Annotated in this window: 22 protein-coding genes; 9 read left to right on the top strand and 13 right to left on the bottom strand. The window is 57.8% G+C overall.

Features of this window, described 5'->3' with window-relative positions; genetic code table 11:
* The first annotated feature begins 148 nt into the window (after positions 1–148).
* Positions 149–2,380, top strand: coding sequence for a mechanosensitive channel protein (gene ybiO / locus ACA373_RS00540; RefSeq protein ID WP_370734441.1), 2,232 nt, complete (start codon positions 149–151; stop codon positions 2,378–2,380).
* A gap of 21 nt (positions 2,381–2,401) precedes the next feature.
* On the opposite strand, the gene rlmF is transcribed toward ybiO, so the two are convergent.
* Positions 2,402–3,334: a 23S rRNA (adenine(1618)-N(6))-methyltransferase RlmF gene (gene rlmF, locus ACA373_RS00535; protein WP_253454783.1), complete on the bottom strand. Its 933-nt coding sequence runs from the start codon at positions 3,332–3,334 to the stop codon at positions 2,402–2,404.
* A 125-nt stretch (positions 3,335–3,459) separates the two neighbouring features.
* Here rlmF and ACA373_RS00530 point away from each other — a divergent pair, with 125 nt between their 5' ends.
* The 5 genes from ACA373_RS00530 to ACA373_RS00510 all read left to right on the top strand — a co-directional run bounded on the left by ACA373_RS00530 (position 3,460) and on the right by ACA373_RS00510 (position 6,927).
* Positions 3,460–4,092, top strand: a complete 633-nt coding sequence (locus tag ACA373_RS00530) for a flavin reductase family protein (RefSeq protein ID WP_253454784.1) — start codon at positions 3,460–3,462, stop codon at positions 4,090–4,092.
* A 271-nt stretch (positions 4,093–4,363) separates the two neighbouring features.
* Entirely contained in the window at positions 4,364–4,888 is a 525-nt protein-coding gene (locus ACA373_RS00525) for a 5'-3'-deoxyribonucleotidase (protein ID WP_253454785.1), read from the top strand.
* Between the two features lie 80 nt (positions 4,889–4,968).
* A complete protein-coding gene (locus ACA373_RS00520; RefSeq protein ID WP_370733854.1) occupies positions 4,969–6,123 on the top strand; it encodes a M20 aminoacylase family protein in 1,155 nt (384 codons plus the stop codon).
* Positions 6,124–6,218: 95 nt separating this feature from the next.
* Positions 6,219–6,794 carry a hypothetical protein gene (locus ACA373_RS00515; RefSeq protein WP_370733853.1) on the top strand — a complete coding sequence of 192 codons (576 nt, stop codon included), beginning with the start codon at positions 6,219–6,221 and terminating at the stop codon, positions 6,792–6,794.
* A complete protein-coding gene (locus tag ACA373_RS00510) occupies positions 6,775–6,927 on the top strand; it encodes a hypothetical protein (protein WP_253454788.1) in 153 nt (50 codons plus the stop codon). The genes ACA373_RS00515 and ACA373_RS00510 overlap by 20 nt, the downstream gene beginning before the upstream one ends.
* Positions 6,928–7,117: 190 nt before the next feature.
* On the opposite strand, the gene ybiB is transcribed toward ACA373_RS00510, so the two are convergent.
* From ybiB to ACA373_RS00480, 6 genes are all read right to left on the bottom strand, one after another.
* Positions 7,118–8,089 (bottom strand): DNA-binding protein YbiB, encoded by a 972-nt coding sequence (gene ybiB, locus ACA373_RS00505; protein ID WP_370733852.1) that lies wholly within the window; start codon positions 8,087–8,089, stop codon positions 7,118–7,120.
* A gap of 20 nt (positions 8,090–8,109) precedes the next feature.
* On the bottom strand, positions 8,110–10,272 hold the full coding sequence (dinG, locus tag ACA373_RS00500) for an ATP-dependent DNA helicase DinG (protein WP_253454790.1): 2,163 nt from the start codon (positions 10,270–10,272) through the stop codon (positions 8,110–8,112).
* 127 nt (positions 10,273–10,399) lie between these two features.
* Positions 10,400–11,176, bottom strand: coding sequence for a DUF3750 domain-containing protein (locus ACA373_RS00495; RefSeq protein ID WP_301251262.1), 777 nt, complete (start codon positions 11,174–11,176; stop codon positions 10,400–10,402).
* Between the two features lie 187 nt (positions 11,177–11,363).
* On the bottom strand, positions 11,364–11,732 hold the full coding sequence (locus ACA373_RS00490; RefSeq protein ID WP_253454792.1) for a helix-turn-helix domain-containing protein: 369 nt from the start codon (positions 11,730–11,732) through the stop codon (positions 11,364–11,366).
* A 70-nt stretch (positions 11,733–11,802) separates the two neighbouring features.
* Positions 11,803–12,075 (bottom strand): type II toxin-antitoxin system RelE/ParE family toxin, encoded by a 273-nt coding sequence (locus tag ACA373_RS00485; protein WP_301251263.1) that lies wholly within the window; start codon positions 12,073–12,075, stop codon positions 11,803–11,805.
* 152 nt (positions 12,076–12,227) lie between these two features.
* The gene (locus ACA373_RS00480) at positions 12,228–12,758 is read right to left on the bottom strand and encodes a GNAT family N-acetyltransferase (RefSeq protein ID WP_253454794.1); all 531 of its coding nucleotides are present in this window, start codon (positions 12,756–12,758) and stop codon (positions 12,228–12,230) included.
* Between the two features lie 217 nt (positions 12,759–12,975).
* Between ACA373_RS00480 and ACA373_RS00475 the strand changes: the two genes are divergently transcribed.
* Together ACA373_RS00475 and ACA373_RS00470 are read left to right on the top strand one after the other, a co-directional pair.
* Positions 12,976–13,707: a MerR family transcriptional regulator gene (locus ACA373_RS00475; RefSeq protein ID WP_253454795.1), complete on the top strand. Its 732-nt coding sequence runs from the start codon at positions 12,976–12,978 to the stop codon at positions 13,705–13,707.
* Positions 13,708–13,839: 132 nt separating this feature from the next.
* On the top strand, positions 13,840–13,944 hold the full coding sequence (locus tag ACA373_RS00470) for a protein YohO (protein WP_125288804.1): 105 nt from the start codon (positions 13,840–13,842) through the stop codon (positions 13,942–13,944).
* Here the strand turns inward: ACA373_RS00470 and ACA373_RS00465 are convergent.
* From ACA373_RS00465 to ACA373_RS00450, 4 genes are read right to left on the bottom strand one after another with little or no spacing between them, the layout of a single operon-like run.
* Positions 13,931–14,656, bottom strand: a complete 726-nt coding sequence (locus ACA373_RS00465) for an ABC transporter permease (protein ID WP_253454796.1) — start codon at positions 14,654–14,656, stop codon at positions 13,931–13,933. The genes ACA373_RS00470 and ACA373_RS00465 overlap by 14 nt on opposite strands.
* 1 nt (position 14,657) lies before the next feature.
* Positions 14,658–15,590: an ABC transporter ATP-binding protein gene (locus ACA373_RS00460; RefSeq protein ID WP_370733851.1), complete on the bottom strand. Its 933-nt coding sequence runs from the start codon at positions 15,588–15,590 to the stop codon at positions 14,658–14,660.
* Positions 15,587–16,741, bottom strand: a complete 1,155-nt coding sequence (locus ACA373_RS00455; RefSeq protein ID WP_370733850.1) for an ABC transporter permease — start codon at positions 16,739–16,741, stop codon at positions 15,587–15,589. Before ACA373_RS00455 ends, ACA373_RS00460 begins: the two co-directional genes overlap by 4 nt.
* Before the next feature lie 14 nt (positions 16,742–16,755).
* A complete protein-coding gene (locus ACA373_RS00450) occupies positions 16,756–17,673 on the bottom strand; it encodes an ABC transporter substrate-binding protein (protein WP_301251268.1) in 918 nt (305 codons plus the stop codon).
* A gap of 183 nt (positions 17,674–17,856) precedes the next feature.
* Here ACA373_RS00450 and ACA373_RS00445 point away from each other — a divergent pair, with 183 nt between their 5' ends.
* On the top strand, positions 17,857–19,347 hold the full coding sequence (locus tag ACA373_RS00445; protein ID WP_370733849.1) for an MFS transporter: 1,491 nt from the start codon (positions 17,857–17,859) through the stop codon (positions 19,345–19,347).
* Here the strand turns inward: ACA373_RS00445 and idi are convergent.
* Positions 19,316–19,864: an isopentenyl-diphosphate Delta-isomerase gene (idi, locus tag ACA373_RS00440; protein WP_369894945.1), complete on the bottom strand. Its 549-nt coding sequence runs from the start codon at positions 19,862–19,864 to the stop codon at positions 19,316–19,318. The genes ACA373_RS00445 and idi overlap by 32 nt on opposite strands.
* 85 nt (positions 19,865–19,949) lie before the next feature.
* On the bottom strand, positions 19,950–21,056 hold the full coding sequence (locus ACA373_RS00435) for a suppressor of fused domain protein (protein ID WP_370733848.1): 1,107 nt from the start codon (positions 21,054–21,056) through the stop codon (positions 19,950–19,952).
* Between the last annotated feature and the right edge of the window lie 67 nt (positions 21,057–21,123).

The following is a 21,123-nucleotide window of genomic DNA, read 5'->3' as shown; positions in this document are numbered from 1 at the left end:
GTCAGGCCGCCCCGCTTTCCCGGCCCGCTCTTAAAAAACTCTTCCCCCCCTCTCTCCTTTTCTTTGTCCGGCTATACTTGCTGCTCGACGCTTCTTTGCGCCGTTAAAGGAGAATATGATGTCGGGAACCCCGCCCTTCTGGCGCTGTATGTTCAGATGGCTACCGTTAGTCGCTGCTGTTTTTTGCTGTCAGGCTGAGGCCGTCAGCCTGCCTGTCGCCGCCGTTGCGGCGTCCCGGTCGCAACCCGCGGCCGATGCTTCCGGCGAACCGAGCCTGGAAGAGAAAAAAGCCGCCTACGCCGCGCTGGCCAACATTTTGCAAAATGATCAATCGCGAACCGAGCTGATTAACCAGCTGCGGAGCGCTTCCGAAAGCACTGCTAAAACTGAAGATCCCGTGCTGACGCCGCCGGATGAAGAAGAAGATAAAACGGTGCTGGAAAGCGTCACCGACGTCAGCCGTCAGTTTGGCAGCGAGGTGCTGGGTAAAGTAGAAAAACTCCACCGCAATATCGTTAACGCTCCTCATAAAACCTTTAACCCAAAAACTTTTTATAACGCGCTGAGCCACTTTGCGATGCTGGCCATCGCACTGTTCGCTTTCTACTGGCTGCTCTGCCGGGCGGCGACGCCGCTTTATCGCCGCATGGGGTCATGGGGCCGCCGTAAAAATAGCGAGCGCACCAGCTGGCTGCACCTTCCGGCGATGATCCTGGGCGCGTTTATCATTGATTTGCTGCTGCTGGGCATCGCGCTGTTTGTCGGCCAGATGCTCAGCGATACGCTCAATGCCGGTAGCAGGACGATTGCCCGCCAGCAGGGCCTGTTCTTAAGCGCTTTTGCACTGATTGAATTCTTTAAGGCGATCCTGCGGCTGATTTTCTGCCCGCGCTATCCGCAGCTGCGTTTTTTCCATCTTTCCGACGAGCGCGCTAACTACTGGAATACGCGGCTAAGCTGGCTGAGCAGCGTTATCGGCTACGGACTGCTGGTTATCGTGCCTATTGTTTCTAATCAGGTTAACGTGCAAGCGGCGGCGCTGGTTAACCTGGTTTTGATGTGTCTGATCACCGGGTGGGCGCTTTATCTGATTTTCCGCAACCGCCGCCCCGTGCAGCTGGCGCTGGTTCAGCTGGCCGACCGCTCGATGAGCTTTTTTTCACTGTTTATCCGCGCTTTCGCCGTCATCTGGCACTGGCTTGCCAGCGCCTATTTTATCGCGCTGTTCCTGCTCTCGATCTTTAACCCCGGCGACAGCCTCAGATTTATGATGTCCGCTACCGTGCGTTCGCTGGCAATAATAGGGCTGGGCGCGCTGATTTCCGGCGTTCTCAGCCGCTGGATCTCAAAAACCATTATTCTCTCGCCAGAGCTGCGTCGCAACTATCCCGAGCTACAAAAAAGAGTGAACGGCTGGGTTTCCATGATGTTAAAGCTGGCGCGTACGCTGACGGTGTTTGCCGTCTGCCTACTGCTGCTGAACGCCTGGAATCTTTTCGACCTCTGGCATTGGCTGACGGTCGGCGCAGGCGTGAAGCTGGTAGATGTGATCATCCGTATTGTCATGATCCTGTTTTTCTCGGCGGTGGGCTGGACACTGCTTGCCAGTCTGATCGAGAGCCGTCTCGCTTCCGATTCTCACGGCAGGCCGATGCCCAGCGCCAGAACCCGCACACTGCTGACGCTGTTTCGCAACGCGCTGGCCGTGGTCATCAGTACCATCACTATCATGATCCTGTTGTCGGAAATCGGCGTGAATATCGCGCCGCTGCTGGCGGGCGCAGGCGCGCTGGGCCTGGCGGTATCCTTTGGTTCGCAAACGCTGGTTAAGGATATTATTACCGGTATTTTTATTCAGTTTGAGAACGGAATGAACACGGGCGATTTGGTCACTATCGGCGCCATTACCGGCACGGTGGAGCGCATGTCAATCCGCTCGGTGGGCGTCCGCCAGGATACCGGCGCTTACCATATTATCCCCTGGTCTTCGATCACCACCTTCGCCAATTTCGTGCGCGGCATTGGCTCTTTCGTGGCGAATTACGATGTGGATCGCAGTGAGGACAGCGATAAGGTGAATGCCGCGCTGCGCGAGGCGGTGAACGAACTGATGCAGGACGAAACCATTCGCGGCATGGTTATTGGCGAGCCTAATTTCGCCGGACTGGTCGGGCTGACCAACCAGGCCTTTACCGTGCGCGTCTCCTTTACTACCCAACCGCTGAAGCAGTGGACGGTGCGTTTCGCGCTCGACAATAGGGTGAAGAAGCATTTTGATGCGGCGGGGATCAAAGCGCCGCATCCAACGGTGCAGGTCATGCAAAACGGCAGCGGGCTGGACGCCGCCGCCGCTGTGCCTGCGCTGCCTGCGCCGGAGTAACGGACGGCCGTACTGGCGGTATTAAAGACGGCTCATCTGGCGTTCGCGAGCCGTCTTTTCCATAAAGGTCCAGGCGATAAAACGGCTCTGCTTTTGGCCCTGAGCCATTTCCACGGTGCGTACGGCCACCGCATCGACCTGCTCCAGTGCACGCCACAGCTCGGGCAGGTTTTCGCGGCGGGACACCAGCGAAGTAAACCACACGCACTGTTTCGCAAAATCCACGCTTTCATTAATCATGCGGCTGATAAAGGCTTTTTCGCCGCCTTCACACCACAGCTCCTCCTGCTGGCCGCCGAAATTTAACGGCGCGTTTTTATCCAGACCGAGATTACGCACCTTGCGCTGGGTGCCCTGCTGCGCTTCGCTGGCGGACGCGTGAAACGGCGGGTTGCACAGCACGGCATGATACTGCTCGTTTTTATGAATAACGCCGTGAAAAATCGCCTGCGTATTTTTCTGACGACGCAGGCGAATACCGCGATTCAGGCCCGGATTGGCGGCGATAATGGCGTTAGCGGCGCGCATCGCCTCTTCATTGATTTCGCTGCCGGTAAAGCGCCACTCATATTCCCGATAGCCAATCAGCGGATAAATGCAGTTGGCACCGCAGCCGATATCGAGCACGTTAATATTGCGCGGCGCGACGGCGCGGTTATCTTCCGCCAGCAGGTCGGCCAGATGATGAATATAGTCAGCCCGGCCCGGCACCGGCGGACAAAGAAAACCATCCGGGATCGCCCACTGTTCAACCTGATAGAAATGCTTCAGCAACGCCTGATTTAACATTTTTACCGCGGCCGGATCGGCGAAATTCACCGATTCATCACCGTACTGATTAACCGCCACAAACTCCGCCAGCGGCGGATGGCTGGCAATCAGGGCAGGAAAATCATAGCGGCCACGATGGCGGTTACGGGGATGAAGCTGGGTTTTTTCGACAATCTTTTTCATGAACGGCTCTCTTATCTGCAGGCGCGTAAGATACCTGCTGCGGTAAAGATCGTAAACAATTCCCGCCTTTTTTCCCACGGCGAAGCGGCTACTATGTAATAACTATCCCTTTATCAGGAGTTCAGATGTCCTCTTCCCGCCATACTTATCAACCGCGTCTTGGCCACGGTCTGCCTCATGATCCTTTGAACGCCATTATCGGCCCGCGTCCCATCGGCTGGATCAGTTCCCAAAGCGCCAGCGGCGAGCGCAATCTGGCGCCCTACAGCTTTTTTAACTGCTTTAACTATAAGCCGCCTATTATTGGTTTCTCCAGCCAGGGCTGGAAAGACAGCGTGGCGAACATCGTGGAAACAGGCGAGTTTGTCTGGAACCTGGCTACCCGCGAGCTGGCCGTGGCGATGAATGAAAGTTCGGCTTCGCTGCCGCGCGGCGAGGATGAATTCGCTTTTTCCGGCGTGACGCCCATTCCCGGCACGCAGGTAGCGGTCAGCATGGTAGCCGAAAGCCCGGTGAATTTTGAATGCAAGCTGACGCAGGTTATCCAGCTGCAAGACGCCGACGGCGGCAAGCTGGAGCAGTGGCTGGTGCTGGGCGAAGCGGTGGCGATCCATATCGATCACAAACTGCTGGAAAACGGCATCTATCAGACGGCGAAAGCCAACCCTATATTGCGTGCGGGCGGCCCCAGCGCCTATTACGCCATTAGCGACGATTTACGTTTTGATTTGGTACGGCCGGACGCACGCCAGTCCTGAGCCGTTCTGTGCCGCCTTATACAGGGCGGCTTAGATCGCTTTCTTTTAGCTTATACAGCATTGCTATCAGGCAAGCTCGCCGGGCAGCCTGGCGCAGACATGCTGGCGGCCGCGCCGTAAGCGGCCGCAGCCACGAAAAGCCTGAGTGAACGGCCACGCCCCGCGCTGTTTTTAGACGCGCAGCTCTGCTTTTCAACGCGAGCAGGAAACCCTGCTGCGCACCTTTTTTTGGTATGATGTTATGCATCCCGAAAGCCATCATGGAGTGATAATGAAGAGAATTGCTATTGATATGGATGAGGTCATTGCCGATTTCCATCCTAAAATGGTCGCCACGTTTAACCGCCATTTCTCGCTGGAACTGGCGCACAGCGAATTCAATCTGTTCAGCCTGGCAGAGGAAAAGCCCGAGATGCTGCAGGAGATCTTTAGCCGGGTCAGCGAAGACGCGGAATTTTTTGGCGATCTGGGCGTAATTGCCGACAGCCAGCGCGTGATTGAGGCGCTAAGCCATCGTTACGAGATCTTTATCACCACGGCCGCCATGCAGATGCCCTCTTCGTTTAATGCAAAATTCCGCTGGTTAAATACCCATTTCCCGGCCATCAAACCCAGTAATATTGTGTTCTGCGGCAACAAAAGCATTATCAATGCGGATTATATGATTGATGATAACGCCCATAATTTCACAGGGTTTTGCGGAGAAGGCATCCTTTATAGCGCCCCGCACAACCTGCAGGTAACCGGCTACAGGCGGGTTAAAAACTGGCAGGAAATAGAGAACCTGTTGCTCTGAGCTCCCTCACTTTTGAAAAATACCTGTCAGGCAGCAGTGCCGCGCTCGCCTTCCGGCTTATCGTCCGCAAAGGAGAAGATATGATCCCCGTTTCGCTGATTCAGGAAGCCATTGAATGGCGCAGACAGTTTCACTTAAGGCCGGAGCTGGGCTATCACGAAGATGAGACTTCACAGCGCGTAGCGGCGCTGCTGCGCGAGTTTGGTTTGCAGGTGCATACGGGCCTGGCAGGCACCGGCGTGGTGGGCACGCTGGAGAACGGTCCCGGTCCCGCTATCGGTTTGCGTGCGGATATGGACGCCCTGCCCATCACCGAGCTGGGCGATGCGCCGTGGCGCTCCTCGCAGCCTGGCGTGATGCACGCCTGCGGACACGATGGCCACACGGCCATGCTGCTGGCGGCGGCGAAACATCTCAGCGCCACGCGGCGGTTCAGCGGCACGCTGCATTTTGTTTTCCAGCCGGCGGAAGAAAACCTGGGCGGTGCCAGAAAAATGGTCGCCGACGGCCTGTTTACGCTGTTTCCCATGGACGCTATCTACGGCCTGCATAACTGGCCAGGCCTGCCGGTCGGTCATGTGGCGGTGAACAGCGGCCCCATGATGGCTTCGCTGGACGCTTTCGAAATTACGCTGCGCGGGAAAAGCTGCCACGCGGCGATGCCGGAAAACGGCGCAGATCCGATCGTAGCCGCCGCGCAGCTCATTCTTGCGCTGCAAACTATCCCGGCCCGACGCCTGTCGCCGCTCTCCTCTGCGGTAGTCAGCATCACGCAAATTAATGGCGGCGAAGCCATTAACGTTATCCCGGAAAGCGTGGTGCTTCGCGGCACGCTAAGATGCCTGCAGGCCGATGTGCGTAGCCGGGTGCGCGGCATGATTGACGACTTTGTCACTACTTTTACCGCGCCGCTGGGTATTGACGGCAGCATTGACTACCTGACCGATTACCCGGTGACCTGCAATCACGCCGCCGCCGCACAGCAGGTTCGCGACTGCGCGCTGGCATTACTGCCGACAGAACAGGTGCACTGGGAAACCAGCCCATCAATGGCGTCGGAAGATTTTGCCTGCATGCTGGAAGCCTGCCCCGGTGCCTATTTCTGGATAGGAGCAGACGGCGAGGTGCCTTCTGCTCCGCTGCATAACGCCCGCTACGATTTTAACGATGATGTTATCCCGGAAGGCGTTACGTTCTGGACGGCGCTGGCGGAAAAGCTTCTGCCGCTCGGATAAGCGCCATGCGCTTTCCGGCCCGACGGGAAGGCTGCCTCGCTTTTTAGATCCACTTCAAAAAAGAATGCAAGAAGCAGGCAGGCACGTAAAAAACTTTGCGTGACCTGTTCCGCTTCATGAAAACGTCGCTGACTTCACGGCCAAACCGCTTTATCCTGACGGCAGATTTTTCAGGGAAGGCGGGATTTATGCACAGAACGCGAAGCGTACTGCCGGATGGCAGACACGCCATGTTATATCGGGTTGAGGCAGGCGAAGCGGGCGTTTACCTGGTGCAGTTAACGGAAATTGTTACGGTTGAGGATTCACTTATTAATTTGCCGCAGGGGCTACTGACAGGTAAACGACCGCACAGGCTAACGTTGAAGGGCGGCTGTTATGATATCGCTTTTGACAGCCTGGATAATATCGAAGCCGGCACGCCCTTTTTTAAAAGGCGATTTAGGGGTCAGCGCGCGCAGGCTCTGAACTGCATTATTGATTATATAATCGACAAGCACTACACTGCGTACCGGCCTTATTGCTATACGTTTTTGGCTTTTGACGAACTGCTTTCACGAGCTTATCGCTTGCGAATACTACTGCTCAGCAGAAGCCAGCCGCAGCGGATAGCCGCCGTTTACCCAAACCTTGATCCTCACAGGAGGGGTTATGCCGTTAAACTCAGATAAACCCACCAGGCCGCTGACGCTGGAAGAGGCCATCGCGCTTAAAGCCCGGCGGATGAAAGCTGTTTATGAGCACTTTCAGAAGCAGGACAAAAAGCGCAGCGCATCCGTTATTTTTTTCAGGCCGGATGCGTAACCGCCAGGTAAGGCTTGCAAAGCCTTACCTTTCGAACGCTTACCTGCCCGGCGAAGCCATCCATCCGGCAAAACGTTCAGCATCAGTCTGGCGAGGCCATTCATCTGGTAAAGCGTTCAGCCTCAGCCCGGCAAAATCGTTGCCCCGATAAACAGCTTATCGCCGCCCTGGCTAAAACGCCCGGTCCGCCTCAGTATCCGGCCTTCGCGATTTGCTCCAGCGCGCTCTCTACGTCCACCGCGCGGCCCGTAGCGACGTAACAGCAGGCGATCTGCTGACGCAGCGACTGTGGCACCGCTACTTCGCGGTTGAGGCAACGCCCGATCCATTCAGCCGTTGTTTCAGCCTCTTTACCCGCAGGCAGCGCGTCGCGGGCGATATGGCTTTCCGGCTGGCGTGGTAACAGCACCTCTGGCTCCTCTCCGGCAATCAGGTTCAGCGCCGGGCAGCGCTGCGGATTGGCATAAACCTCGCCTTCCGTACCGTTAAGCAGCAGCGCGCGGCCGCCGATGGCCTGGAAGAATTTGCCCACGCGCGGGATATATTCCGGGTGCGACACGCTGGAAAGCCGCAGCGCCGCATCTTCGCCAAACGGCGTCAGCAGCTTCGCCAGCGTATGTGCGCTGTTGCGTACGCCCAGCAGCCAGCGCAGCGAGAGCTGCCGCGCCAGCGGCGCGCAAAGCGTTTCAACCGACACGAAGACCAGTTTGCCCTCTTCCAGCCGCTGCTGCGCTTCCTGCATGTCCGATACCGCCTTAACGCCCAGCGCGGCAAACACCGCCTCACTGGTAACGCGAGTCGGGTCATCGCTAACGCCGTGCACCACCACAGGAAAACCGAGCAGGGAGAGCAGTAGCGCCAGCAGCGGCGTCAGGTTCGCCTGTTTACGCGCGCCGTTATAGCTTGGGATCACCACCGGCATAGGCAGGCTGGCAGGCGGCTGTAGTTTCAGCACGCGCGCCTGTACGGCCTGATAAAAGCCGAGCATCTCCTCCTCGCCCTCGCCTTTGATTCGCAGCGCAATCAGGATCGCGCCCATCTCAAGCGGCGACACCTCGTCCGCCAGCATCCGGCTGTAAAGCTCGCTGGCGGTAGCGAAATCGAGGTCGCGGGCATGATTTTTCCCTCGGCCGATCTCTTTAATAATTTTTGTATAGTCCATGCTTCTGCTCTGTTGGGTTGTTAGCGACGGCGGCGACGTACGGTTTTCTTACCCGGTACGGCCGCAACGGCTTTTGGCGGCTCCCCCGGCGGCATAGGCGGCTGCTCAATGGGGAAAACCGGTAGCGCGCCCAGCAGGCGCGCGCCATAGCTTTTGGTCAGCAAACGACGATCGTAAATCACTATCTCGCCGAAACAGTCGTGGCTGCGGATCAGCCTGCCCACCTGCTGGATCAGGTTAAAGGAGGCGCTCGGCAGGCTTTGTACTTCAAAAGGATAGCGCTTCAGGCTTTTCAGCCATTCGCCCTCCGTCAAAATAACCGGACTGTCCACCGGCGGAAAGGCAATTTTATGGATATGCACCTGCGACAGCAGGTCACCCTTCAGATCCAGCCCTTCGGCAAAGGATTGCAGGCCCACCAGCACGCTGGTTTCGCCCTGCTCCACCTTTTTACGATGTAGCGCCACCAGCGCCGGACGCGGCCTGTCGCCCTGCACCAGCAGCATCAGCCGCAGCTCCGGCAGGTAAGAGATAAACTGCTGCATCGCCCGCCCGCTGGCAAACAGCACCAGCAGCCCTTTGTGTTTGCCTTCTTTAATCTGCTGGCGGAAAAAGTGCGCCATTTCCGCCAGGTGTTCCACTTCGTTAGCCAGCATCGGCTCGTAGCGCATCTGCGGGATAATCAGCTTGCCCTGCTCAACGTGGTTAAAAGGCGAATCCAGCGCGACAAAGCGATCGCCCGGCTTTTCGCTCAGGCCCGCCATTTCCTGCAGGCGCTGAAAGCTGTTCAGCGAGCGTAACGTGGCCGAGGTCAGCACCACGTGCGGGATTTTACGCCACAGCAGTTTTTCCAGCTGCTCGCTGACGCGAATACCGGCGCAGTGAAACAGCAGGTGCGGGTTACCTTCACGCAGCTCACGCGTCACCCATTTGGACACCGGCGCGCCGGAAGCCTGCGCCATTGAGGCGAGCCGCCACAGCTTGCTGCTGGCCTCGAACCAGCCCAGTGCGCGGTTCATCTGGATCAGCGTACGGTGCAGGCGCACTACGTCGAACTGCCCCGTTTTTTCACTGAGATCGTTCAGCAGCGCCTCTGCCAGCCCGCGCAGCCCGTCGCTGAGTTTGAACAGGCGCGCGCACAGCGTCATCACCTCTTCCGGCAGCTGGCCCATCTCGAAACGGTATTCGCCTTCCTGATTGCCGGGCGGCAACAGCTGCACCAGGATTTGCGACAGCTGTTGCAGCTGCTCGCGCACCTCTTCACAGTGGGCTTTAAGCCGCTCCGGATTGCCAAGATGCGGCGGCTTTTTCGGCCGGAACTGCGCCATACACTGTTCAACCAGACGACAGAAAAGGTCGAGCTGTAACGTGCTCCAGGCGGGCGTGATATCCCCGCTCATTTCCAGCGCGTCGCGCGCCACGTCCGGCAGGTGGTGCCCTTCATCAAGTACCAGCAGCAGATTTTTCGGCGGCGGCAGCACCGATTCCGTTTCCAGGGCCGCCATGACCAGCGCATGGTTAGCCACCACCACGTCGGCGTTTTCGATTTCCCGCCGGGCCAGGTAGAACGGGCATTCACGGAACCAGTGACAGTTGCTGCCCAGACAGTTGGCTTTATCGGTACTGATGCGCTGCCAGAGCGAATCTTCAATCGTCTCTTCGCAGTGGTCGCGCAGGCCGTCCCACTGATGGCGATCGAGGTTTTTCGCCAGCGTAGTACAGAGCGCCCGCTCATCCTTGCTGGCGGTCATTTCATCATCAAGAAACAGCAGCAAATCGCCCTGCTTTTCTTCATCGCCGCCCAGCGCGGACAGGTTGCGCGGGCAGACGTAGCGACCCCGGCCAAACGCGGCGGTAAAACGCAGATCGGGGATGATCTTCTGCAACAGCGGCAGATCTTTCGTGAAGATCTGATCCTGCAGCGCCACGTTGGCGGTGCTGACCACCAGCGGCTTATCTTCCGCACGGCTGACGGCGATACCGGGGATCAGATAGGAGAGCGTTTTGCCGACGCCGGTCGGGGCTTCAATCGCCAGATGGCGCCCTTCGTCGCCCGCCAGCGTTTTCGCCACTTCGGCAATCATCTGCCGCTGCGGCGCTCGGGAAATAAAATCGGGGATTTGCTGCTGGAGAGCCTTATACCAGCCGGCAATTTGCGCTTTTAACGCGGCAGTTAGCGCCATATCAATCACTTTTTATTGAAACGGCCTGTATTTTTACACAGTATTTCGTTCAGCAATAGTCCCTGAAGGTTAATCCTGCGGCGCGGCTCGCAACCTGGTGCTGTCCGCGCCTGCTGACGGGCCGAATTTACTCGCCGCTGTCCGTTTCGATTTTATTGGTGCCCAGCCTGCCGGTAAAAGGCAGCCGCAGCGCCGGATGCTTAAAATCGATGCCGAAATTAAAGGCCAGCACGTTAAATTCCACGCCTTCCTCCGCACCCAGCGTCAGCCCAAGCACGCCCAGCAGTGAAACCTGCAAGCCTTTGCCTGAGGCGGGCAGCCCCACCGGACGGCTCAGCGGGCGGAAATCTTTACCGATGGCGTTCGCAGGCAGATCGAGCTTCAGCTCCGGCACTTCTCTGCCGATATGGGCCAGAAAAGTATTGCTGTTGGGGCCGGGCCAGACCCGATAGCTGTGCGGCCAGGGATAGCTGCCGATAGCGGCTTCGATCGACGGGATCATCGCCGCCGCGCGTTCGCCGCGATGATCGACCAGCAGTCTGGGCTTAGCGCCAAACCAGTAGCCGTCGGGCAAAGCGTAATTATGGCGAATAACGTTGCTGCTGCCCCAGCTGACCACCTCGTAGCGGTGATACTGGCTCTCGCCGGCCTTTTTAAAAATGATCCACGGATGGACGGCGAACAGTCCACGCCAGCCAAAGGTCGGCGCGGTATAAACCTGCACGATGGCCGTATCGATAAACTTCTGCGGATCGGGCGCCATCTCTGCCGAATCACGTCTGGCTGTGGACCAATGTTGGCCATTGATGGCGACGCCGCTGTGGGTCGCCTTAACGTAGCTCTGCGCGAAAGAGAGCAGCAGCATACAGATAAAACTGATACCTATCACTTTTACAAGGAACATAATACCTTTGGCTGCCCGCAGCTGCGGGTCGGATCAGAGAGTGGGATAACATCAGCGAGCAGCATGCTGTCGCTTAAGGTGTGAGCAGAATCACATTACTGAAAACCGGCGCGGCATTCAATCTTTGTCCACCGCATGCCGTCGTGAGTAAAATTCACAAAAACCGGCCGGTTGCCCGGCCTTTTAGTTATTCGTCAGTTAATTGCTCTGGCTGGCAACCGTACAGCTCCGCCAGCTTGTGCAAATTAAAATTGCGTGGTCTCTCGCTTTTTTCCATGGCTGATACAGAAGCCTGAGTAATGTTCAGCGCCTCAGCGACCTGCTTTTGGGTCAGGCCACGATAAAGACGCCACGCCGCATGAAGCGTTACGCCTTTTTGCACAGAAATATCGACTACCTCGCCGGGGATAAAAGCATCATCATTTTTTCCCGCAACATAGGGTACTGATTCCCATAATTCAGCCAGATCGGCGCTTTGCGTTAGTTTTTCAAATAGCGCTATTGGCACTATTGCCGCCTTGCGATTTCCGGCGCTGTCAGTGATGAATTCAATCATATCGTTTCTCATTGTAGTAGACCGGCAATAATGAAGTTATTTAAGACAAATTCGGCAAATCGAATTTTATTCAATAAGTTTTGCTGGTACGCCTCGCAATTTGCTGGATGGCAATGATTTTGGGTTCCCCGTCTTTTACATAGTCGAATAATACCCGATAGTTACCCCATCTTAGCCGGTAATCGGCTTCACCTGCCGTCAAGGGCTTTACGTCCAGATTTGGCGTGTGCAGCGGAAAATTTTTTAACTCATTCACCGCTGCGTTAATCGCTTCTCTGTCGCTTTTGCTTTTGATAGCAAGAAGTTGTTTCCGCGCTGCTTTGCGCCATTTCAGTTCCGGCATTCCTTGCCCACCTTTTAAAGGATACATCCTTATCAAACTCGATAAATATAGATATTATATTCTATGAGAACAACATAAAAATAGAACTACGTCGTGTTTTTATCTATAAAAACTGGCGACGGCTATTGTATCCGGGACTGCGAGGGCTGTAGCTATACACCCGCCGTGACCTGTTTGTACATAACGGTAGTCGCTTCCGGTTCGCCACGGGTCGAGAGAGCAAAATACGGGATCTGCCCGCAAACCTGCCAGCCCTGCGCCAGGTAAAGCTGCTCGGCCGCATCGCCGGAGCGCGTATCAAGCACCAGCAGCGTTTTGCCCTCCTGCTCCGCCAGCCGTTCAGCGCGGCCTAACAGCTCACGAGCGATGCCCTGCCGTCTGGCATCAGGATGTACCAGCAATTTGGCGATTTCTGCACGATGAGAGCCGTTTGGCTTGCCGCAAAATTCTACGATGACCGTGCCGACAATCTCCTGCTGTCGACGTGCAACCAGCAGCCGCTTTTCGCCGCTGGCGAGGCTGGCGATTACCCCTGTCCAGAACTGTTTCATAGGTGCAGGTTCGTTACTGACAAAGCCGATACTGGCGCCCAGCGCAACACAAGCGCTCAATACATTGTATAATTCATCCTGGCCTTTAGCGGCCTCTTCTGCGGTAAGAAGCGAATAAGTGATAGTGGTCATAAGTAGCAGATCGTCCTGTAAATCGTGCTTTGGCGACACGTGGATTAACGGGTAGACTACCGTTATCGTGCGTGACGGAGACTGAGGGTTTCCCGCCGCGTTTCAATAAGATATACGACGTGGCGCCTCGCCCGGCAAGTTGTACAATTAAATAATAGTTGTACAACAATAGAGAGTTGGTTAGGCTCAGGGGAGTCAAACAGGTTTAAGGAAAGGCATGGCTTTATACAGTATTGGTGACGTCGCCGAACGCTGTCGGATAAATCCTGTTACGCTTCGTGCGTGGCAGCGCCGCTACGGTTTGCTGAAACCGCAGCGCACCGAAGGCGGCCATCGTCAGTTTGATGATGAAGATATACAGCGTATTGAAGAGATTAAACGCTGGATAGAGAGCGGCGTACCGGTAGGCAAAGTTAAAGCGCTGCTGGAAGGTGAAAGCGTTAACGCGCACGACGGCTGGATGACGCTACAGGAAGAGATGATGACGGTATTGCGTCACGTCAGGCCCGCTAAGCTCAGAGCAAAAGTGGCAACGGCCGGTCGGGAACATCCGGCGGCGGCGCTGATTGACCATGTTTTTATTCCTATCCGCCAGCGACTGAACCTGGATCAAAATACGGCCAGAACGATGTGCAGCCTGCTTGACGGCATCCTGATCGATTACGTGACCTTCTGCCTTGCAGGCAGCCGCAAGAAGCCCGGCAAGGATGCGCTGATTATCGGCTGGGGCACGGAAGATCGTACGCGCATCTGGCTGGAGGCCTGGCGTCTGTCGCAGCAGGGCTGGCGTATGGAAGTGCTGGCCGAACCGCTGGAGATGCCGCGTCCTGAACTTTTTCCCGGCCAGCAGCTGTTTATTTTCACCGGCAAACCTCTGACGCGCCGCCAGCAGGAGCAGATCGCCCACTGGCAGGAACAGGGCTACGCCGTGGCGCATCAGGCCGCTTAGCTTTATGGTCATCGTCGCCAGCGCCCTGCTGGCCTCGTCCGTTTTCTCCTGCTAAAAACCAGCAAAGGCTTAACGTCCGCTCAGTAAAAGCGATATACTTTGCTCTCTTTTTTACGGCAGGCGGATAACGGTATGAACTGGCAGAAAATCGGCGTAATTTTTATCTTCTTAATGATGGCGCTGGGCGGTATCGGCGGCGTCATGCTGACCGGCTACACCATCCTTATTCGCGCTTAAACCGCCGTAGCAGGCGCTCGAAAAGGCGGTCCGTCACGATCGCCAGCAGCGCTACCAGGCAGGCTCCCTGTAAGATATAGGCGGTATTAAAGCCGCTCAGCCCGATAATCACCGGCGATCCCAGCGTGTTAGCGCCCACCGTTGAAGCGATGGTGGCCGTGCCGATATTAATAATCACCGAAGTGCGGATCCCGGCCAGGATCACCGGCGCGGCCAGCGGCAGCTCTACCTTAAACAGTATTTGACGCGGACTCATACCGACGCCCGCCGCCACCTCGCGCAAAGTCGGCGGCACCGCGTCAATACCGGCCAGCGTGCCCTGTAAGATCGGCAGCAGCCCATACAACAGCAGCGCGACCATCGCAGGCTGTTCGCCAAAGCCGATAACCGGCACCGCCAGCGCCAGCACGGCCACCGGCGGGAAGGTCTGGCCTGCGGCCACCAGCGTTTCTACTACCGAGCGAAACGCCTTTCCCGCCCGGCGCGTTACCGCAATACCGGCGCCCAAACCCACTATCACCGCAGCGAAGCTGGAGAACGCCACCAGCCGGATATGCGCCAGCGCCAGCCGGATAAAGCTTTCCTGCTGGTAAAGCGGCCTGTCGAGCTGGGGAAAAGCGCGCGCGAACAGCGGGCCGCTATAGGGCATCAGCAGCAGCAGCGCTACAAACAGTAAAATCAGCCAGAGGAGCGGATCGCGAAGCAGGCGCATATTATGGCTTCTTCTGCCGCAGTAAATCAGCAAAGTGCAGCACGCCGAGCGGCTGCTGATTGCTGTCCCGTACCGCCAGCCGGTCGGTTCCACGCGCGATAAACAGCGACAGGGCTTCGCGCAGCGTCAGCGTTTCCGCAATGCTTTCCTCCTCCAGCCACTCGCCGCGCCGCGCCGCCTCACCGGCCAGCCCCAGCGAAAGCAGGCGAATACCCCATTCGCTCTGGCCGAAAAAGCGACGCACAAAGTCATTAACGGGTTTTGTCAGCAGCGCCGTCGGCGTGCCCTGCTGCACCACTTTGCCGCCGTCCATTAAGACCAGCCGGTCTGCCAGCGCCAGCGCCTCGTCGATATCGTGCGTTACCAGCACTATCGTCTTGCCGGAAAGGCGATGAATACGGGCAATTTCCTGCTGAAGCGTGGCGCGAGTCACCGGATCGAGCGCGCCGAAAGGCTCATCCATCAGCAGCACTTCCGGATCGGCTGCCAGCGCTCTCGCCACGCCAATACGCTGCTGCTGCCCGCCGGAAAGCTGATGCGGATAGCGATGGCGAAACGTCTCTTCCATATTCAGCAAGGCCAGCAGTTCACTGACGCGCGCGTCGATTTGCGGCTTGCTCCAGCCCAGCAGTTTCGGCACGGTGGCGATATTTTTTTCTACCGTCCAGTGCGGGAAAAGCCCGGTGGACTGGATAACGTAGCCCATTCGCCGCCGCAGCGCCTGCGGGTCGAAGCGACGGATCTCTTCGCCGCCAAAACGTATCGCGCCCTTATCGTGTTCGATCAAACGATTAATCATCTTCAGCGTGGTCGATTTACCGCAGCCGGACGTGCCGATCAGCACGGTAAATTCGCCTTTGGCGATATGCAGCGTCAAATCGCTGACCGCCGCCTTGCCCGCAAAATATTTACTCACCTCTTTGAATTCAATCACTGGCGTTGTATCCCGGAGAGCAACAGCTTAAATAACGTATCCACCGCCACCGCCAGGGCGATAACAGGGATCACCCCCAACATGACCAGATCCAGCGCGCTGCTGAGCAGGCCCTGAAAAATGACGGCCCCGAAGCCGCCCGCCCCGATCAGCGCGGCGATAACCGCCATGCCGATGGTTTGCACCGCCGTGACGCGCAGGCCGGCAAGCAGTACCGGCAGCGCCAGCGGCACCTCGACCTGGCGGAATATCTGGCCGCCGCTCATGCCCATGCCCCGCGCGGTTTCAATCACCGCTTGCGGCACGTTCTGCAATCCGCTCACGACGCTACGCACCAGCGGCAGCAGCGCATAGAGCACCAGCGCGATTAGCGCGGGCGCCATACCGATGCCGCTGATGCCTAACGTGGTCAGTGCCGGAAACTCGCGCGCCAGCCCGCTGAGCGGGGCGATAAGCAGGCCAAACAGCGCGACGGAAGGCACGGTCTGAATGATATTCAGCGTGGCGAAAACCGATGACTGTATGGCCGGACGACGACAGCAGTACCAGCCCAGCGGCACGCCGATCAGCAGCGCCGGCAAAAGCGTGCCGCCCAAAATCAGCAGGTGTCGTGACAGCGCCTGGTCGAAGACATCGCGCCGGTTGGCATACTCTTTCAGCAGGGAAAGCGCGTCGAGCTGGCCGCTCAGCAGCAAAAAGACCGCCGGCAGCCAGATCTGCGCGTTCAGCAGCAAACGCCATAACGCCTGTCGGGTCAAACGGCTGATGGCATCTGTCGCCATCAGCAGCGCCAGCGCGGCTGCCAGCCAGAAGCCGCTGCCCAGAGAGGTTCTTGCCAGCGGATGGCCCTGCTGCGCCAGCGAGGCGGCCGCATAACCGCCAGCGGCGATCAGCGCGATAAACAGCGTTTCGCTACAGAACAGCGTTAAGGCCAGGCTGGTGCGCTTCTGCGGCCAAAAAGCGAGCAGCATCAGTAACAATGCGGGCAGCAACAGCCACCAGCCCAGGCCGTTGGCTACCTGTTGCAGCCCAAGCGGCTGACCGGAAACAAGCCGGTTCGGCGCCCAGTTGAGAAACGGCAGCGCCGTCAGCGCTGCCGTCAGCAGCAGCGCCAGCGTCAATGTGACGCGGTTATGTACCCGAATAGTCATTTTGCCGCGCGTGGCTACAGATTTTTCTGTTGCAGATAGTCGGCGGCCACTTTTTTCGCGTCCATCCCTTCTACCGCAATTTTGGCATTAAGCTGCTGCAGCGTTTTTTCATCCAGCGAGGCGAAAACCGGCTTCAGCCAGTCGCCGATTTGCGGATACGCTTTCAGCACCGCTTCGCGGATAACCGGCGTCGGCGCGTATACGGGCTGCACGCCCTTGGGATCGCTCAGCGTTTGCAGGCCAAGCGCCGCTACCGGGCCGTCGGTGCCGTAAGCCATCGCCGCGTTAACGCCGGAGGTTTGCTGCGCTGCCGCTTTCAGCGTAACGGCCGTATCGCCGCCCGCCAGCGACAGCAGCTGATCCTGATCCAGCTTAAACTGATAGGCACGCTCAAAAGCGGGCAGCGCGTCGGGCCTTTCGATAAACTCCGCCGAGGCCGCCAGCTTAAATTCGCCGCCGCTTTTCAGCCAGGCACTGAGATCGGCCAGCGTGGCGAGCTTGTTTTTCTGCGCCACATCGCCGCGTACCGCGATGGTCCATGTATTGTTAGCGGGCGACGGCGTCAGCCAGATCAGATGATTTTTCTCGCCGTCGAGCTTCTTAACCAGCTGATAGCCTGCCTGGGCATTTTTCCAGGCGGGGTTTTTCTCGTCGTGGAAGAAGAAAGCGCCGTTGCCGGTATATTCCGGATAGATATCCAGTTCGCCCGCCGTGATGGCGCCCCTGACGACCTGCGTATTTCCCAGCTGAATTTTGTTCACGGTTTTTACGCCGTGTTTATCCAGCACCTGTAAAATCAGGTTGCCCAGCAGCGAACCTTCCGTATCAATTTTCGACCCGACCTTTACCGCCTCCGCCGCCTGCGCGCCGCCCGCCATCGCCAGCCAAACCGCCAGCGCCAGCGCGCCGCCCAATCTTATGCTTTTAGCCATTTCGCGTTTCCCTGTTATCGACTCAGCTTCAAGAGTAGCTGAAGAATTAACCACTTAAAACCGCCGCCTTACAACTAAATTACATTGCACCGTTTGGTTGTAACTTATAACGAGCGGGAATTTAACTCTGCCAGCGCCGGGAGTATGCTCACAAACCACACCACTAAAACTGAATATAACCTCATGACTGACTTAACGGCTGAATCGCATGTCGCCACGGCAGGGAGCGAGCCAACGGGCGAAACGTTGTTTATCCGTCAGGCTGCGGACGTTGCAACGCTGGTCAACAACAGTACCCAGGCGCGTAGCAATGCGCATATCGTGATCGCGATTGCGCTGGGCGGCGTGTTTCTGGACGCCTACGATCTGGGCGCGCTGGCGTTTGGCATGAAGGACGTAACCAAAGAGTTTGGCCTGACGCCTGCGGGCGCAGGCATGGTGGCTTCCGCTATTGCCTTTGGCGCTATCGTCGGCGCGCTGATTGGCGGCTATCTCACCGATAAAATTGGCCGCTACCGCGTGTTTATGGCCGATATGTTTTTCTTTGTGGTGGCCGCGCTGGCCTGCGCTTTTGCGCCAAACGAATACGTACTGGCGGGCGCGCGTTTTGTGATGGGGCTGGGCGTGGGCATCGATCTGCCGGTAGCGATGGCTTTTTTAGCGGAGTTCTCGAAGCTGAAAGGACGAGGCAACAAGGCGGCCAGCATTGCCATGTGGTGCCCTACCTGGTATGCCGCTATTTCTGTCTCTTATCTGCTGGTGCTGTTTTTTTACTCGGTGCTACCGGAAGCACAGGCGGGCTGGCTGTGGCGGATTATCCTGGGCTTTGGCGCGGTACCCGCGCTGCTGATTATCGCCGTTCGCAGCCGCTATATGAGCGAATCGCCCGTCTGGGCCGCTAACCAGGGCGATTTGCATGGTGCGGCCGCTATTTTACGGCGCTCTTACGGCATCAATGCACAGGTGGCGAAAGAAGCCGATCTGACGCCCGCCGTGCCGGTTCGTCGCGCCAGCTGGCGCAACTATGGCGAACTGTTTAAGGGCATTTACCTGCGTCGTGCGCTGCTCGCTACCGTTACCGCCGTCGCTTCGGCTTTCGCCTATAACGCCGTTGCGTTTGGATTGCCGGTGATCCTCTCCAGCTTTCTGGCGCAGTCGATGCTGACCACCATCCTGGTCTCGCTGGCGCTGAATCTGCTGTTCGCCTTTGTTGGCGGGCTGCTGGCGGTACGTTTAGTGCCGCGTCTGGGCGCCTGGCGGATGACGGTAGCCGGCTACGGCTGCCAGTTTGTGGCGCTGCTCGGCCTGGCGCTGGTAGGCAGGCCGGACGACGGCACGCAGGCGGCGGTGTCTGTCGCCATGCTGGCGCTGTTTCTGCTGGGCCAGGGCTTTGGGCCAGGCTCGCATACCATGACTTTTGCCTCGCTTAGCTATCCAACCTCGCTACGCGGCGTGGGCGTGGGTATGAACCAGACGCTGATGCGCGGCAGCTCTACCCTGTCGCTGTTTCTGTTTCCGCTGCTGTCGGCGGCGCTGGGTACTAACGTATTCTGGGTTATCGGCTTTGCGCCGCTGGCGGGCCTGCTGGCGCTGCTGCTGGTACGCTGGGAGCCGTCAGGCTACGACGTGGACGCCGAGGATTTTACGGCTGAACCGCCAGCGCGGCCGCAGTAAAGCGGGCAAATTCGGCGGGGATGCGGGCAAAGGTATGCAGAAACCACGGCGTAAAACGCTCGGGGTGCGCCGCCATTTCCTGCTGAATTTCCGGCAGCGAAGCGTAGCGCCAGTCGTCTGCTTCTTCCGGATTAGGCTGCGGCAGCTCATCGCTCAGGGTAAACAGGACGTGACCATATTCATGTTCGATCAGGCCATTTGCCAGCGGCAGGTAATAGCTCAGCTCAAACATGGGCTGTAGCCTCAGCGATAACCCCATTTCTTCATTGAGGCGTCGCTCGGCCGCGTGTCGCGTCGACTCTTCCGGGTAAGGATGGCCGCAGGTGGTGTTGCTCCACAGCCCGCCGCAGTGGTATTTACCGCTGGCGCGCTGTTGCAGCAGCAGCTGATGGTGGGAGTTAAACACGTAAACGGTGACCGCGCGATGCAGCAATCCTTTCTGATGAACCTCAAGCTTTTCCATTCGACCGATGGCGCGATCCTGGTCATCGACCAGGATAACTTCGATTGCAGACATGCACACCTCTTAAGAATTATCTCAGATAATTGTGGCATATCTTTGGCGGCCGTGGCTGGGTAAAATCGTGCGAAAGTATGACGGCTTAGCCAGCCGGCGGATCCACCAGCTCGGGCCGCGCCCGGAAGACAGGATTACACCCCGCCTCGGTTAAGCGTTCCACTAATTGCAGGCCGCCTTGTGGTTTCTGTTCGACGAATTCCTGCTCGGCGGCCGTCACCGGCGTGGCCCATAACAGCGTCACTTTTTCTCCTTCGCGCGGCGGCAGTGTGAAACTGTCGCCCAGCGTGGCCGAAAGCAAAAAGCCTTCAAAACCTATCGGCGCGACGGCGGAAGAGAGCGTGTGCCCTTCGCCCAGCCAACTGAGGCGCGCCCAGGGAAAATGCGCAAAGCTTGCCAGCGCGCTGGCCATCTGCACCGCGTTCTCTTCGCTCATCACCTCGCCGTCGATCGCCATCGCCAGCTCGATACGGCGATGATCGGCAGCGTCTTTATCCTTATAGAGGAAATCGATCCACGGCATGGGCCGGATGCTCATACCCAGCGTCAGAAAATACCAGTTGCCCTGATGATAGTGCTGCGAGATGGCCATTGGCGGCCAGCTGCCCTGGTCGATAGCGTAGTACTTTAGCGACTCACCATATTGCGCCTCGTAGCAGCGCAGCATTTCTCGCTGAATGCCTTCCCACGGCTGGGCATCCTGCCAGTCGCGCCAGAAAAGACGATCTTTCTCCGCCCGCGCGTACCAGCTGTTGGTAGAGGCGGAACCCAGCGGCGCGGTCAGCCGGTTCTCTTTGATGCAGCCAGCGGAAAAGCTGACCTGTTTATCCTGATACAGGCTCCAGCCGGGAATAACCGCCAGCAGCTGCCCCTGATACCAGAGCGCCGCACCGTCATCGCCGGGCGTCCAGATAACCTGCAGGCCTGCCGGATGCAATATCGGCTCCGCTTCCAGCGTGCGGCAGTATTCGGCGCTGAGCAGCGGCGGAATGCCCTGCGCCATCGCCTCGCTGTCTTCCTGCGCGGGCGCAGGCAGCAGGTTTCTCAGCCAACAGCCGCGCACGGCAAACTGGCCGCGAAACGGCTCGGCCGGACGAATGTAAAAATAGGCGGTGCGCTCATCCTGCTCAACCGTGGCAATAAGGGTTTGTTGCTGATTAAAGACTTCAGCCAGCCGGTACGTCTGTGTCATAGCGCCTCGACAAGGGTTCAGGGTCATCCCTTTTCCCGGAATTTCCCGGAGAATAGAGCAGGATGCC

It is taken from the genome of Erwinia sp. STN24 (assembly GCF_041320675.1).
In the GTDB taxonomy this organism is placed as follows: domain Bacteria; phylum Pseudomonadota; class Gammaproteobacteria; order Enterobacterales; family Enterobacteriaceae; genus Erwinia; species Erwinia aeris.
The sequence above is the reverse complement of the archived record's forward strand: the minus strand, read 5'-3'. Positions and strand labels throughout refer to the sequence as shown.

Bases quoted from the DNA above. Each gene is read 5' to 3' on its own strand.
- ybiO (WP_370734441.1), top strand. From the start codon at position 149: ATGTTCAGATGGCTACCGTTAGTCGCTGCTGTTTTTTGCTGTCAGGCT.
- rlmF (WP_253454783.1), bottom strand. From the start codon at position 3,334: ATGAAAAAGATTGTCGAAAAAACCCAGCTTCATCCCCGTAACCGCCAT.
- ACA373_RS00530 (WP_253454784.1), top strand. From the start codon at position 3,460: ATGTCCTCTTCCCGCCATACTTATCAACCGCGTCTTGGCCACGGTCTG.
- ACA373_RS00525 (WP_253454785.1), top strand. From the start codon at position 4,364: ATGAAGAGAATTGCTATTGATATGGATGAGGTCATTGCCGATTTCCAT.
- ACA373_RS00520 (WP_370733854.1), top strand. From the start codon at position 4,969: ATGATCCCCGTTTCGCTGATTCAGGAAGCCATTGAATGGCGCAGACAG.
- ACA373_RS00510 (WP_253454788.1), top strand. From the start codon at position 6,775: ATGCCGTTAAACTCAGATAAACCCACCAGGCCGCTGACGCTGGAAGAG.
- ybiB (WP_370733852.1), bottom strand. From the start codon at position 8,089: ATGGACTATACAAAAATTATTAAAGAGATCGGCCGAGGGAAAAATCAT.
- dinG (WP_253454790.1), bottom strand. From the start codon at position 10,272: ATGGCGCTAACTGCCGCGTTAAAAGCGCAAATTGCCGGCTGGTATAAG.
- ACA373_RS00495 (WP_301251262.1), bottom strand. From the start codon at position 11,176: ATGTTCCTTGTAAAAGTGATAGGTATCAGTTTTATCTGTATGCTGCTG.
- ACA373_RS00490 (WP_253454792.1), bottom strand. From the start codon at position 11,732: ATGATTGAATTCATCACTGACAGCGCCGGAAATCGCAAGGCGGCAATA.
- ACA373_RS00485 (WP_301251263.1), bottom strand. From the start codon at position 12,075: ATGCCGGAACTGAAATGGCGCAAAGCAGCGCGGAAACAACTTCTTGCT.
- ACA373_RS00480 (WP_253454794.1), bottom strand. From the start codon at position 12,758: ATGACCACTATCACTTATTCGCTTCTTACCGCAGAAGAGGCCGCTAAA.
- ACA373_RS00475 (WP_253454795.1), top strand. From the start codon at position 12,976: ATGGCTTTATACAGTATTGGTGACGTCGCCGAACGCTGTCGGATAAAT.
- ACA373_RS00470 (WP_125288804.1), top strand. From the start codon at position 13,840: ATGAACTGGCAGAAAATCGGCGTAATTTTTATCTTCTTAATGATGGCG.
- ACA373_RS00465 (WP_253454796.1), bottom strand. From the start codon at position 14,656: ATGCGCCTGCTTCGCGATCCGCTCCTCTGGCTGATTTTACTGTTTGTA.
- ACA373_RS00455 (WP_370733850.1), bottom strand. From the start codon at position 16,741: ATGACTATTCGGGTACATAACCGCGTCACATTGACGCTGGCGCTGCTG.
- ACA373_RS00450 (WP_301251268.1), bottom strand. From the start codon at position 17,673: ATGGCTAAAAGCATAAGATTGGGCGGCGCGCTGGCGCTGGCGGTTTGG.
- ACA373_RS00445 (WP_370733849.1), top strand. From the start codon at position 17,857: ATGACTGACTTAACGGCTGAATCGCATGTCGCCACGGCAGGGAGCGAG.
- idi (WP_369894945.1), bottom strand. From the start codon at position 19,864: ATGTCTGCAATCGAAGTTATCCTGGTCGATGACCAGGATCGCGCCATC.
- ACA373_RS00435 (WP_370733848.1), bottom strand. From the start codon at position 21,056: ATGACACAGACGTACCGGCTGGCTGAAGTCTTTAATCAGCAACAAACC.